At 72.0% G+C, this 14,355-nt stretch carries 2 protein-coding genes and 3 pseudogenes; 2 read left to right on the top strand and 3 right to left on the bottom strand.

The features are described from left to right. Positions 1 to 4: 4 nt before the first annotated feature. Positions 5 to 787, top strand: coding sequence for a DedA family protein (locus MYMAC_RS18790; protein ID WP_095959066.1), 783 nt, complete (start codon positions 5 to 7; stop codon positions 785 to 787). Between the two features lie 141 nt (positions 788 to 928). Further along, the gene (locus MYMAC_RS18785) at positions 929 to 3,691 is read left to right on the top strand and encodes a patatin-like phospholipase family protein (protein ID WP_239988877.1); all 2,763 of its coding nucleotides are present in this window, start codon (positions 929 to 931) and stop codon (positions 3,689 to 3,691) included. On the opposite strand, the pseudogene MYMAC_RS38695 reads toward MYMAC_RS18785, so the two are convergent. From MYMAC_RS38695 to MYMAC_RS38685, 3 pseudogenes are all read right to left on the bottom strand, one after another. Beyond that, positions 3,678 to 4,388 (bottom strand): annotated as a pseudogene (locus MYMAC_RS38695) (thioesterase domain-containing protein); the annotation flags it as partial. The gene MYMAC_RS18785 and the pseudogene MYMAC_RS38695 sit on opposite strands and share 14 nt — an antisense overlap. Before the next feature lie 183 nt (positions 4,389 to 4,571). Next, positions 4,572 to 7,823: pseudogene (locus tag MYMAC_RS38690) on the bottom strand (amino acid adenylation domain-containing protein); the annotation flags it as partial. 189 nt (positions 7,824 to 8,012) lie between these two features. Further along, a pseudogene (locus MYMAC_RS38685) lies at positions 8,013 to 14,219 on the bottom strand (amino acid adenylation domain-containing protein); the annotation flags it as partial. Between the last annotated feature and the right edge of the window lie 136 nt (positions 14,220 to 14,355).

The raw sequence follows: 14,355 nt of genomic DNA, 5'->3' as shown, positions 1-14,355 counted from the left end.
ACGCGTGCAAGAACTTCTCACCAACCTCCTTGGCGACTCGCAGGGCTTCTTCGCCTATGCCACCGTGTTCGGCATCCTGGTGGCCTGCGGTCTGGGTGTTCCCCTGCCGGAGGACATCTCCCTCATCCTCGGGGGCTTCCTGGCCCACAAGGGCGCCGCCAACCTTTCGGTGATGATGGTGGTCGGCTTCGCGGGCATCCTCGTGGGGGACAGCCTCATCTACCTCGCGGGTCGCCGGCTGGGCGGGCGGCTGGGACGTGAGGGCAGCGGTGGCTTCTTCGCCCGCATCGTCACGCCGGAGAAACGCGCGAAGGTGGAAGGGCTGTTCGGCAAGCACGGGCACAAGGTCGTCTGCATCGCCCGCTTCATGCCCGGCGTGCGCGCGGTGACGTACTTCACGGCCGGCTCCGTGGGCATGTCCTACTGGCGCTTCATCTTCTGGGACGGCCTGGCCGCGCTGCTGTCCGCGCCCGTGTTCATCTGGCTGGGCTTCCACTTCGGCGGCGAGCTCGACACGATGATCGCCAAGTTCAAGGAAGGGCAGTTCGCCGTCATGGGCGTGCTGGCCGTGGCCGCGGTCGGCTACTTCGTGTGGCGCCGCCGGCAGGCCGCGCAGCGCGCCCAGGCCGCCGTCGTGGAGCCGGTGCCGGTGCCCGCGCTGGTCCACGAGTCGGTGCCCGCGCCGCTGCGGACGCCGGTCGCCTCCGGCACGGCCGACGCGCTGTTCGTCGCGGCGCCGGAGCAGGCCGCCGCCACCGACAGCGCGCACGAGCTGCAGAAGTCGTAGCTCGCGGGGCGCCGCGCACGCCGATTTCGCGCCGTGCGCGGTGGAGGCTGAACCAACGGCTTCTTCCGTGGTTGCCGGGCTTCCGGGAACAGGGTCAGGATTGAGGGATAGCTTCACCTCGTCCTCCTCCTGAGCCCGCGAATGCCCAAAGCCCTCCTTCGTGCCTGTGCCGTGGTCCTGCTCGCAGCCACCAGCGCCGCGCAGGCCCAAGCCGTTCCTCCCGTCCCCGCCGAGGCAGAGAGCGCCGCTCCGGCCACGCCGGACACCGCGCCCGCCAAGGCCGCGCCTCCCGAAGCGCTGCGGGATGCCGGCGCCGCCTCGCCGCCGGACAACGCCAGCACGGAAGCCGGTGCCACCTCGCTGCGGGAAACCGGTGCCACCTCGCTGCCGGAAGCCGGTGCCGCCTCGCTGCCGGAAGCCGGTGCCGCCTCGCTGCCGGAAGCCGGTGCCGCCTCGCTGCCGGAAGCCGGTGCCGCCACCTCGCCGCCGGACAACGCCAGCACGGAAGCCGGTGCCACCTCGCCGCCGGACAGCGCCAGTACGGAAGCCGCGACGGACGTGAGCCCACAGGCTCCCGAACCCGCGCCCGCGGAGGAGGGGGCCTTCGCGAAGGACACCGGGCTGGTCCCCGAGGGGACGCCGTACCTGCCACCGCACATCGAGGACTACGCCAAGGCCCGCGCGCTGGCGGAGCAGACGGAGCGCAGCGCGCCCGCGCTCGTCGTCAGCGGCGGCATCAGCCTGGGCGCCTATCAGGCCGGGTTCATCTCCACGCTGGTCCGGTTCTGGAGCGTCGCGCAGCGAGAGGGCGCGCGGGCCGACCTGGGAAACCCGGCGCCGCGTGTCTGGACGGGCGCCTCCGCGGGGGCGGTGAACGCGCTGCTCGGGGGCCTGGCCTCGTGTGACACGGCGTTCTCCCAGCCCCGGTGGTCTCCGGAGCAGAGCCTCTTCTGGACCGTGTGGATCGACCAGCTCGACCTGGAGCGCCTGCTCCCCAAGGAGCCCACGGAGCCGAACCAGGGCACACACCTCTTCAGCGAGCCGCACATGCAGGACACCCTGCGGCTCATTCTGGAGAAGGCCCAGGCGACCCGCTTCAAGGAGGACTGCACCTTCGCCTACGGCATCACCGTGACGAACCTGCGCGGGCGCGACGTCCCGTTCGGTGAAGGCGGCCCCGAGTCGCAGTTCAAGCTGAAGCGCGTGACGGAGAAGCTCGTCGTCCAGGTGATGACGCAGGGCGAGGGGAAGCTCACCGCCCGGCTGCCGTTCATGGAGGGCGCGGTGAGCGCGTCGTTCCCCCATATCGGGGTGAAGCCCAAGGAGCTCGCCTACTACCCGGCCCTGGGCGCCCAGCCCAAGGGAGACGGCGGGCACGAGGTCTCCTTGTCGAACCTGCTGCTCACGCCGCAGGCCTCCGGGGCCTTTCCGCTCGCGTTCCCGCCCGTGCCCGTGGAGGTCTCCTTCTTCAATGAGACGCAGTGGGGCCCCGTGGAGACCCTCAAGCTCATCGACGGCGGCGTACTCAACAACAACCCCGTGGACCTGGCGGTGCGGCTCGGCTCGCGGTGGGTGGAGCGCGGCTCGGCGGGTGAGACGACGCTCAACCGCGAGCGCTTCCCCGTCGTCTACCTGGACCAGGACGCCGTCGGCTGGAGCTGGGCCCCGCCGCCCGCCCGGCCCAAGCGCTCCCGCAGCCCCCTGGACGAAACCTACTTCCAGTACCTGGGCAACGTGCTGAACGCCGCGCGCGACAGCGCCGTGCTCAACACGCTGGAGCACGACATCAACCTGTCCGGCCGCATCCAGATTCCGCGCCGCACGTCCGTGCTCCCGTCGGAGTTCCAGTTCGCGATGATGGGCTTCTTCGACCGCCGCTTCCGCGAGCACGACTTCTACCGCGGGATGCAGGACGCCATCCGCTTCCTGTCGACCCAGCTCACCTCGACGCGCGCCGTGGACCTGCTGGTGCCTCGCGTGGAGAAGGAGCGCCTGAGGGACCGGGAGGTGCGCGTGCTGAAGGTGCTGGGCATCGACTCGGCGGGCTTCAACTGCGTCGTCGGCAACGACTGCGCGGCGACGCCGCAGTTGGAGCGGCTCCGCATGGCCTCCGATGAACTGACGGACAAGGCGCAGGCGGGACTGCTCAACAAGGGCCAGGTGGACGTGCTGCTCGCCGCGTTGGGCGACGTGGGCTACCAGTACAGCGAAGGCGTCATGGAGGGCGCGGAGGCCACCGGCACGCGCGAGGACCTGGAGCCCGTCCGCCAGCGCGTGGGCACCGCCTTCCACAGCCTCGTGTCCCAGCAGAAGGGCAACCTCAAGATTCCACTCCGGCCCGCGGGCGCCGCGTTCCTGGACGAGTGGCTGACGTACTCGAAGCCGAGCCACGTCTGGACGCTCAGCGCCATGCGCCAGCGCGGCGTGGGCCTGGGCGTGGAGTTGCCGTTCGGCGCGTCGGAGCAGGGACGCGAGGAGTACGCCTACAGCCGCAACGAGTGGCGCTTCGGCGCCGTGCTGTCCGCGCTGGGCGTGCGCGACATGGACCAGCTCGTGCCCAACGACACGCGCATTCGCTGGGGCACGCTGGGGCTCTACATCGACTGCGTCTCCGACATGGACGGCTTCTCCGGCGCGATTCCGTTCCTGGACCTGGGCCCCTACGTCCGGTGGCGCGCAGGCCTGGGCGTGTCCGCGGGCTACCTCCGCGAGCCGAACGAATGGGCGCTGACGGTCCCCGAGGCTCGCCTGGGCGTGGACCTGGCGGAGATGGTGGGCGTGCGCCTCACGGTGCCGGTCTACCTCCTCAAGCGGACGGAGGGAGACCGGCGGTTCGTGGGAGGGACGCCCAAGTACTTCAAGGAGCTGGGCCTGGGCGTCGAGTTCCTCCTCACCCGGTGGTGACGTTCAGCGCGCTCCGGAGCCGGTCCGCCAGCTCGCGGACGCCCGGGGCGCGCAGCACGCCGTAGTGGTCGCCGGGCACGGGGTGCTGCTCCAGCCCGGCCCCGACGAGCGCCTTCCAGCCGCCGTCCTCGGGCATGCCCTCCGAGCCCTCCGTCGCCCTCAGCCGCAGCACCCGGCCCGGATTCAGCGCGGGCGGCTGGTAGCGGCGGGCGGCGCGGAGGTTGGACTCGAAGACCTGGAGCAGGGCCCGCAGGTGCGCGAGCTCCATCCCAGGAGGCAGGGCCCCCGCGCGCTGGCCGGCTTCGTGGAGCGCCTCGAGCCGGGCCTCGGGTGACAGGCCCGCGTCGGGCAGGGCCAGGTCGGTGAGTCCGATGCCCAGCAGGTCGCTCGCGAAGGCGGAGACGACCTGCGCGGCGTCGGGCTCGGGCTCGGCGGCCTTGAGCGCGTCGGGGGTGTAGGCGTCGATGAGCGCCAGCAAGCCCACCGCCTCCCCGCGCTCACGGAGCTGGCGCGCCATCTCGTAGGCGATGACCCCGCCCACGGACCAGCCACCCAGCAGGTAGGGACCGGAAGGCTGGACTTCGCGGATGGCGTCGACGTAGGCCGAGGCCATCGCCTCCACCGTGTCCAGCGGCGGCGCGCCGCCATCGAGCCCCCGCGCCTGGAGTCCGTAGAACGGGCGCTCCGGCCCCAGCAGCCGGGCCAGCTCCGCGTAGGCCAGGACGCTGCCTCCAACGGGGTGCACGCAGAAGAACGGAGCGTTCGCTCCACGCCGGCCCGCGTCGAACGGCACCAGCGGGGACGCCTGGCCGGAGTCCTCGCGGCGCAGCCAGGCGGCGAGCTGCTCCACCGTGGGCGCCTGGAACAGCGCGGCCAGGGGGAGCGGCCGGTCCAGGGACTCACGCAGGGCCGCGATGAGCCGCACGGCCAGCAGCGAGTGTCCGCCCAGCTCGAAGAAGCTGGAGCGCACGCTGATGGGCTCCACGCCCAGGACCTGCTCCCAGGCGCGCACCAGCCGCAGCTCCAGCGCGTCCCGTGGCGCCACGTGGGCCTCCTGGCTCCGCGTGTCCGCGCGCGTGGGCGAGGGCAGGGCCTTGCGGTCCACCTTGCCACTGGGCGTCAGCGGCAAGGCCCGCATGGAGACGAAGGCCGACGGCACCATGTACTCGGGCAGGCGCTGCTGGAGATGCGGGCGCAGGGTCTCCGCGGTGGCCGGGTCGCCCACCACGTAGGCCACGAGCCGCTTGTCGCCGGGCACATCCTCGCGCGCCAGCACCACGGCGTCCTGAACCGCGTCGTGCGCACGCAAGGCGGCCTCGACTTCGCCCAGCTCGATGCGGAAGCCGCGCAGCTTCACCTGGAAGTCGAGCCGCCCCAGGTACTCCAGCGTGCCGTCATGCCGCCACCGGGCCTTGTCCCCGGTGCGGTAGAGCCGTTCGCCCGGCGTGGTCGCGAAGGGGTTGGGGACGAAGCGCTCCGCCGTCAGGTGCGGCTGGCCCAGGTAGCCCCGGGCCAGGCCATCACCGGCCAGATAGAGCTCGCCCGCGGAGCCCAGGGGCGCCAGTTGCTGCCGCGCATCCAGCACGTACGCCCGGGTGTCCGTGAGTGGCTTGCCGATGACGGGGACGGGGCTCGGGTTGTCCCGCACCCGCGCGTACGTGGCGTACACGGTGCTCTCCGTGGGACCGTAGGCGTTGAACACCGTCGTCCGGGCCGTGCTCGCCAACCGGCTCCAGAGCGACAGGTCCATGGCTTCACCCGCGCACAGGATTCGAGCGGGGACGTGGGCGCGCTCCAGCAACCCGGCCTGGAGCAACAGCGTGAGCTGCGCGGGCGTGCAGTCCAGCACCTCCACACGCTGCGCCTCCAACCACGCCAGCATCGCCTCCGGGTCCTTGCGCGTGTCCTCGGGCAGCAGGCACAGGCAGTGCCCGTCCGCCAGGTGGACGAGCTGATCCATGCTGACGTCGAAGTAGAGCGGCGCGTTCAGGCTGAAGCGCTGCCCCGGCGGCCCCCCGGCGTGGAACGCCTGGTTCGACGCCCCGTGCAGCGCGGCCAGTGAGCGGTGCTGCACCATGACGCCCTTGGGCGTGCCCGTGGAGCCGGACGTGTAGATGACGTAGGCCAGGTGCTCTTCGCCGACCTTCACGGCGACGTCGCCCGTTGGCAGAGCGGCGAGCTTCGAGGCCTCGGTGTCCAGGCACAGCAGGTGCCGGACCTCGGGCTTCCAGGCGTCCGCCAGGTGCTGGACGGAGAGCAGCACGGAGGCGCTGCTGTCCTTCAAGACGAAGGACTTGCGCCGCGACGGAGCCGCCGGGTCGATGGGGACGAAGGCCCCGCCGGCCTTGAGCACCGCCAGCACCGCGACGATGGCGTCCGGCGTGCGCTCCAGGCACAGCGCCACCCGGACCTCCGGCCCCACGCCCAGGGTGCGCAGGTGCGCCGCGAGCTGGTTCGCCTTCGCGTTGAGCTGCGCGTACGTCAGGACCTGGGACTCCAGCGTCACAGCGGGGGCAGCGGGCGTGCGCGCGGCCTGCTGTTCGAAGCGTGAGTGGAAGAGCCCACCACGCCCCGGGTCCGGCGCAACGGTGTGCCAGTCCACCATCAACTGCTGCTCCGTCTCCGTATGGAGGGGCAGGGTGGCGATGGCCACGTCCGGTGAAGCCACGACGTGCTCCAGCAGGAGCCGGAGGTGCGTGGCCAGCCGTTCCGCCGTGGCGCGCTCGAACAGCTCGGTGCTGTAGAGGAGCGCGCCCTCGTAGCCGTCCTCGCCCCGCGCCAGGTCCAGGCTCAGCTCGAACAACGTCACGCCGGTGGCATCGGCCTCCGCGGGGCGCACCGTCAGCCGGGGCAGGGACAGCTCGGGGGCCTGGGTGTTCTGCAGCGCGAACATCACCTGGAACAACGGCGTGCGGCTCAAGTCACGCGAGGGCTGGAGTTCCTCCACCAGCCGCTCGAAGGGCACGTCCTGGTGCTCGTACGCACCCAGCGTGGTGTCGCGCACTTGCGCCAGCAACTGACGGAAGGTGGTCGCGGGCGTGACGCGGCCGCGCAGCACCAGCGTGTTGACGAAGAAGCCGATGAGGGGCTCCGTCTCCGCGTGGCGCCGTCCGGCGATGGGCGAGCCCACCAGCACGTCGTCTTGCCCGGAGTGCCGGGCCAGGATGGACTGGAAGGCGGCGAGCAGCGCCATGAACGGCGTGACGCCTTCTCGCTGCGCCAGCGCCTCCAACGTCAGGGCGAGCTCCTGCGGCAGCCGCACCGGCACCGCCGCGCCGTGGTGGCGCAACACCTCGGGGCGGGGTTTGTCGGTGGGCAGCTCCAGCGCGTGCGGCGCACCGGCGAGCTGGGACTTCCACCAGCCGAGCTGCGCTCTCAGCGTCTCGCCCTGAAGCCAGCCGCGCTGCCACACCGCGTAGTCGGCGTACTGCACCGGAAGCTCGGGCAGGGCCGCCGGCGTCCCTGTGAGGAAGGACTCGTAGAGCGCCGTCAGTTCGCGGACCAGCACGCTCATGGACCAGCCGTCGGAGACGATGTGGTGCAGGCATAGCAACAGGACGTGCTCGGACGGCGCCAGCGTCAGCAGCGTCACGCGCAGCAGCGGCCCCGTGGACAGGTCGAACGGCTGCTGGGCATCGCGCGTGGCGCGCTTCAGCGCCTCCGCGTCCCGCTGCGTCCGGTCCTGGATGCCCGAGAGGTCCACCACCTCCACCGCGGCAGGGTGCGGCGGATGGATGACCTGGCGAGGCTCGCCGGCCACCGACAGGAAGGTGGTGCGGAGGGATTCGTGCCGCTCCACCATGGCCGTCACGGCGCGCCGCAGGGCCTCGACATCGAGCGCCCCCGACAGGCGGAGCGCGGACGGCATGTTGTAGGACACGTCGCCCGGCTTGAGCTGGTCCAGGAACCAGAGCCGCTGCTGGGCGAACGAGAGCGGCACCGTCCCGTCCCGTCCCACGCGCTTCAGGGGCGGGAGCCGGGGACCGGGCGGCGCGGAGGACAGGCGCTCCGCGAGGGCGGCCACGGTGGGGGCCTCGAAGAACGTGCGGAGGTTCAGCTCCACGTCGAACGCGGCCCGGATGCGGGCCACGACCTGGGTGGCCAGCAGGGAGTGTCCGCCCAGCTCGAAGAAGTTGTCGCGCCGGCCCACGGCGGGGATGCGCAGCAGCTCCTTCCAAATGTCCGCCAGCCGGGCCTCCATCGGCGTCGCGGGTGGCTCGGTGTCACGAGTCCGCGTGAGCTGCGAGGCGTCCGGCGGCGGCAGCGCCTTCCGGTTCACCTTGCCCGTGGACGTCAGCGGCAGGGTGGGCAGGGACACGAAGCTGGCCGGCACCATGTACTCGGGCAGGCGCTGCTGGACGTGCTCGCGCAGCGCCTCGACGGAGATGGCGTCGCCCACGACGTAGGCCACGAGCCGCTTGTCGCCGGGCACGTCCTCGCGCGCCAGCACCACGGCCTCCTGCACCTTCTCGTGGGTCCGCAGCACCGCTTCGATTTCACCCAGCTCGATGCGGAAGCCGCGCAGCTTCACCTGGAAGTCGAGCCGGCCCAGGTACTCCAACGTGCCGTCATGCCGCCACCGGGCCTTGTCTCCCGTGCGGTAGAGGCGGGCGCCCGGAACATTGCTGAAGGCGTCCGGGATGAAGCGCTCCGCCGTCAGCTCCGGCCTACCGATGTAGCCCCGCGCCACGCCTTCACCCGCGACACACAGCTCCCCCGCGGTGCCCAGCGGGACGAGCTGCTGGCGGGCATCCAGGACGTACACCCGCGTTCCCGCGATGGGACGGCCGATGACGGGGACGGGACTCGCGTTGCCCTGGATGCGCGTGGCGGTGGCGCACACCGTGACCTCGGTGGGACCGTAGGCGTTGTACGCCGTCGTGCGGTCCGTGCTGGCCAGCCGCTTCCACAGCGCCGGCGGAATGGCCTCGCCCGCGCTCATGATCTTGCTGGGGACGTGGCCGCGCTCCAGGAGCCCCGCCTGGAGCAGGAGCGCGAGCTGCGCGGGCGTGCAGTCCAGCATGTCCACGCGCTGGTGCTCCAGCCACGCCACCATCGCCTCGGGGTCCTTGCGCGTCTCCTCGGGCACCAGGCACAGGCAGTGGCCCTCCGCCAGGTGCACGAGCCGCTCGACGGTGCCGTCGAAGTGCAGCGGCGCATTGAGGCTGAGGCGCTGGCCAGCGGGCGTTCCCAGCTCCAGCGACTGCGTCATCCCCTGGAGCAGCCACGGCACCGAGCGGTGCTGCACCATGACGCCCTTGGGCGTGCCCGTGGAACCGGACGTGTAGATGACGTACGCGAGGTGCTCGCCCCGCACGTTGGACGGGACGTTGTTCGGGGGCAGGGCCGCCAGCTTCGAGGCCTCGGTGTCCAGGCACAGCAGGTGCCGGACCTGGGGCGTCCAGGCGTCCGCCAGGTGCCGGACCGTGAGCAGGACGGCGGCGTCACTGTCCTGCAGGACGAAGGACCTGCGCGGCGCCGGCGCGGCCGGGTCGATGGGGACGAAGGCCCCGCCGGCCTTGAGCACCGCGAGCAGGCTCACGATGGTGTCCGGCGTCCGCTCCAGGCACACCGCGACGCGGACCTCGGGCCCCACGCCCAGCGTGCGCAGGTGCGCGGCGAGCTGGTTGGCCTTCGCGTTGAGCTGGGCGAAGGACAGCACCTGCTCTCCCATCGCCACGGCGGGAGCGTTCGGTGTGCGGCCCACCTGCTGCTCGAAGCGCGTGAGGAACAACCCTCCACGCGGGGCGCTGGCCGCGGTGTTGTTCCAGTCCAGCATCAGGTGCTGGTGCTCCGCCTCCGTGTGAAGGGGCAGGGTGGAGACGGGCGTGTCCGGCGACGCCACCGCGCCCTCCAGCACCAGCTTCAGGTGCGCCACCAGTTGCTCCGCCGTGGCGGGCTCGAACAGCTCGGTGCTGTAGATAAGCGCGCCCAGGTAGCCCTCCGGGACGCGGGACACCGCCAGCTCCAGCTCGAAGCGGCTGACGCCGTGGGTCGGCTCCAGCTCCCGCAGGGTCAGCTCCGGGAGGGAGCGCTCGACCTCGCCCGGTGCGTTCTGCAGGGCGAAGAGGGCCTGGAACAACGGCGTGCGGCTCAAGTCGCGCGAGGGCTGGAGTTCCTCCACCAGTCGCTCGAAGGGCACGTCCTGGTGCTCATACGCGCCCAGCGTGGTGTCGCGCACTTGCGCCAGCAACTGGCGGAAGGTGGTCTCCGGGCCGATGCGGCCGCGCAGCACCAGCGTGTTGACGAAGAAGCCAATGAGGGGCTCCGTCTCCGCGTGGCGCCGTCCGGCGATGGGCGAGCCCACCAGCACGTCGTCCTGTCCCGAGTGCCGGCACAGCAGCACCTGGAAGGCCGCGAGCAAGAGCATGAACGGCGTGGCACCTTCCTTGTGGGCCAGGGCCTCCAGGGCCTGGCTCAGTGGCAGCGGGAGGTGCACCAGCACGCCGGCGCCGTGGTGATGCAGCAGCGCGGGCCGGGGCTTGTCGGTGGGCAGCTCCAACGCGTGCGGCGCACCGGCGAGCTGGGACTCCCACCAGGCCAGGTGTTGCGTCAGCGTCTCGCCCTGCATCCACCCACGCTGCCAGGTGGCGAAGTCGGTGTACTGCACCGGCAACTCGGGCAGGGTGGCGGGCTGCCCACGTTGGAAGGCCTCGTAGAGCGCGCCCACCTCCCGGATGAGCACGCCCATGGACCAGCCGTCCGAGATGATGTGGTGCATGCACAGCAGCAACACATGGTCGGTGGGCGCGAGCTTCAGCAGGGTGATGCGCAGCAGCGGCCCCGTGGACAGGTCGAACGGCTGCTGGGCGTCGCGGGTGGCGTGCTTCAGCGCCTCCGCCTCGCGGTACGCCCGGCCCTGGAGCGCGGAGAGGTCCACCGTGCTCAACGGCAACGGTCGCGGTGGATGGACGACCTGGCGAGGCTCGCCGTCCACGGCCTGGAAGGTGGTGCGGAGTGACTGGTGCCGCTCCACCATCGCGTTCACGGCGCGCTGCAGGGCCTCGGCGTGCAGTGTCCCCGTCATCCGCAGCGCCGTCGGCATGTTGTAGGACACGTCTCCCGGATGAAGCTGGTCCAGGAACCACAGGCGTTGCTGCGCAAAGGACAGGGGAATCGGACCGTCGCCCTGGGCTCGCGTGAGCGGAGGGAGCCGAGGGCCGGATGACGCCGCGGAGCCCAGGCGCTCGGCGAGGCCCGCCACGGTGGGGGCCTCGAAGAAGGCGCGCAGGCTCAGCTCCACGTCGAAGTCGGCGCGGATGCGCGCCACCACGCGCGTGGCCAGCAGGGAGTGGCCGCCCAGCTCGAAGAAGTTGTCGCGCCGGCCCACGGTTGGGACTCGCAGCAGCTCCTTCCAGACCTCCGCCAGCCGGACCTCCATGGGCGTGGCGGGCGGCTCGGTGTCCCGGGTGAGGGCCAGTTGCGAGGCCTCCGGGGCCGGGAGGGCCCTCCGGTCCACCTTGCCGCTGGGCGTCAGGGGCAGGGCGGTGAGGGACACGAAGGCCGCTGGCACCATGTACTCGGGGAGGCTCTGGCGCAGGTGCTCCCGGAGGGCGGCGGCCTCCACGGGGGCCGCGTCGGGCTCTGACGGGGGGACGACGTAGGCCACCAGCCGCTTGTCGCCCGCGGCGTCTTCGCGGACCTGCACCACGGCGTCGTGGACCGTGGCGTGCGCGCGGAGGGCGGCCTCGATCTCTCCCGGCTCGATGCGGACGCCGCGGACCTTCACCTGCGTGTCGGCGCGGCCCAGGTACTCCAGGTTCCCATCCCGACGCCAACGGGTCAGATCGCCCGTCCGGTACAGCCGCTCGCCTTCGACGAAGGGGGACGGCACGAAGCGCTCCGCCGTCAGCTCCGGCCGGCCCAGGTAGCCTCGGGCCACGCCGCCGCCGCCGATGAACAGCTCGCCGGGCACGCCCTGTGGGACGGGCTCCAGCTCACGGTCCAGCACGTACAGGCGCACGTTCTGCAACGCCCGGCCGATGGGCACCTCGCGCTCGGTCCCCGAGACCTGGGACGTGCCCGCGGAGGACAGGTCCACGGACGTGGCCACCGCCGTCACCTCGGTGAGCCCGTAGGTGTTCAGCAGGGGCACCGCGGCCCCGACGCTGTTGCGCCACTGGGCGACACGCTCGGGCGCCACGCGCTCGCCGCCGGTCACCACCCACTTCAGGCCCTTGGGGAGACGGGCGGTGCCGGCCTCAAGGCTGGCCGTCACGTCATGCCAGAAGGCCGTGGGCAGGTTGAGCTGCGTCACCCCGGCCTCTTCACACTTCGCCAGGAACGCGCCGGGCACGTCGAGCATGTCCGGCGTCCGGAGGACCAGCGTCCCGCCGCTCGTCAGGCACGGGTAGAGCTCCTCCGCGCTGGTGTCCCAACTGATGGAGGCGAACTGGAGCACCCGGTCTCCGGGCGACACCGGGAAGGACGTCCACGCCGCGCGGGTGAAGTTCACCAGCGACTGATGCTGGACGACCACGCCCTTGGGGCGCCCCGTCGAGCCGGACGTGTAGAGCACGTACGCCGCGGCCTCGGGAGGCACCGCGACGGCGGGCGCCTGTGGCACGCCGGTGGAGGCCGGCACCTCCGCGTCCAGCCAGACTCGGCCCGCCGCTTCCCCCAGGCGCTCCCGGAGCGCGGCGCGGGCCACGATGACCCGAGCGCCGCTGTCCTCCAGCATGAAGCGCAGGCGCTCCGTCGGGTACTCCGAGTCCAGCGGCACGTACGCCCCGCCCGCCTTGAGCACGCCCAGCAGCGCGACCAGCAGCTCCACCGAGCGCTCCACGCACACGGCGACGCGGTGCTCCAACCCGACCCCCGCCGCGCGCAGCCGGTGCGCCAGCGCGTTGGCCCGAGCGTCCAGCTCCCGGTACGTCACGGAGCAGGCGCCCGCCACGACGGCCACGGCCTCTGGCGTGCGAGCCACCTGCGCCTCGAACAGCGCGTGGATGCGCGCGTCCGCCGGCAGCGGCTCCCGCGCGCCGTTCGAGGCGTCGAGCAGGGCCTGACGCTCCGCTGGCGCCATCATCGGCAGCACGGCGACGCGCTCATCCGGCCGGGCCAGGATGCTCTCCAGGAGCCGCTGGTAATGCGACGCCAGGCGCTGGGCCGTGCCGGCTTCATACAAGTCCGTGCTGTAGTTGAGCGTCCCCTCGAAGCCGTCCGCGCCGCGGACCAGGTCCAGGCTCAGCTCGAACAGGGCCACGCCGGTGTCCTCGCCGTCGGCCGGGCGCACCTTCAGGCCGGGCAACACCAGCTCGGGCATGGGCGCGTTCTGCAAGGTGAACAGCGTCTGGAACAGCGGGGTGCGGCTCGGGTCTCGCTCGACCTGGAGCTCCTCCACCAACCGCTCCACGGGGAGGTCCTGGTACTCGTAGGCGCCCAGGGTGGTGTCGCGCACCTGGGCCAGCAACTGACGGAACGTCAGCCCCTTGTTGAAGCGCGCGCGCAGCACCAGCGTGTTGACGAAGAAGCCGATGAGGCGCTCCGTCTGCGCATGCTGCCGTCCGGCGATGGGCGAGCCAACCAGCACGTCATCCTGCGCCGAGTACCGGTTCAGCAACACCTGGTACGCCGCGAGGAGCACCATGAACGGCGTCACGCCTTCACGTTGGGCCAGCGACTCCACGGCCTCGCTGTGCGCCAGGGAGAGCCGCACCGGAACGGACGCGCCCCGGGTGCCGAGGAACGCCGGGCGCGGCTTGTCGGTGGGCAGCTCCAGCGCGTGGGGCGCGCCGGCGAGCTGCTCCTTCCAGAAGCCGAACTGCTGCTTCAGCGCGTCGCCCTGGAGCCAGCCGCGCTGCCATACCGCGTAGTCGGCGTACTGCACGGGCAGCTCCGGCAGCGTCACGGCCTGGCCGCCATGGAAGGCGCCGTAGAGCGACGTCACCTCGCGGACCAGCACGCCCATGGACCAGCCATCCGAGATGATGTGGTGCATGCACAGCAGAAGCACATGCTCGGACGGCTCCAACTTCAGCAGCGAGACGCGCAGCAGTGGGCCCGTGGACAGGTCGAACGGACGCCGGGCATCGGCGGTGACGCGCTTCAGCGCCTCGGCTTCCCGCTGCGTCCGGTCCTGGATGCCCGACAGGTCCACCGCGTCCACCGGCACGGCGGGCGGCGCGTGGATGACCTGATGGGGCTCACCGGCCTCGGCATGGAAGGTGGTGCGGAGGGATTCGTGCCGGCGGACCATTTCGTCCACCGCGCGCTGGAGGGCGGCCACGTCGAGCGCCCCGGACAGGCGCAGCGCCGTCGGCATGTTGTACGAGGCATTGCCCGGCTGGAGCTGCTCCAGGAACCAGAGCCGCTGCTGGGCGAAGGAGAGCGGCACCCGCCCGTCCCGCCTGGCGCGCGTCAGGGGCGGGAGCTTGGGAGCGGAGGTGGCGGTGGACAGGCGCTCGGCGAGCGCGGCCACGGTGGGCGCCGCGAAGAACGTGCGCAGGTTCAGGTCCACGTCGAAGGTGGCCCGGATGCGGGCCACGGCCTGGGTGGCCAGCAGGGAGTGGCCACCCAGCTCGAAGAAGCTGTCGCGGCGGCCCACCGCCGGGACGCGCAGCAGCTCCTTCCAGATCTCCGCCAACCGGGCCTCCATCGGCGTCGCGGGCGGCTCGACGTCCCGCTTGGCGGCCAGGTTGGAGACGTCGGGGACGGGCAGGGCC

Source organism: Corallococcus macrosporus DSM 14697 (assembly GCF_002305895.1).
GTDB lineage: Bacteria > Myxococcota > Myxococcia > Myxococcales > Myxococcaceae > Myxococcus > Myxococcus macrosporus.
The sequence above is the reverse complement of the archived record's forward strand: the minus strand, read 5'-3'. Positions and strand labels throughout refer to the sequence as shown.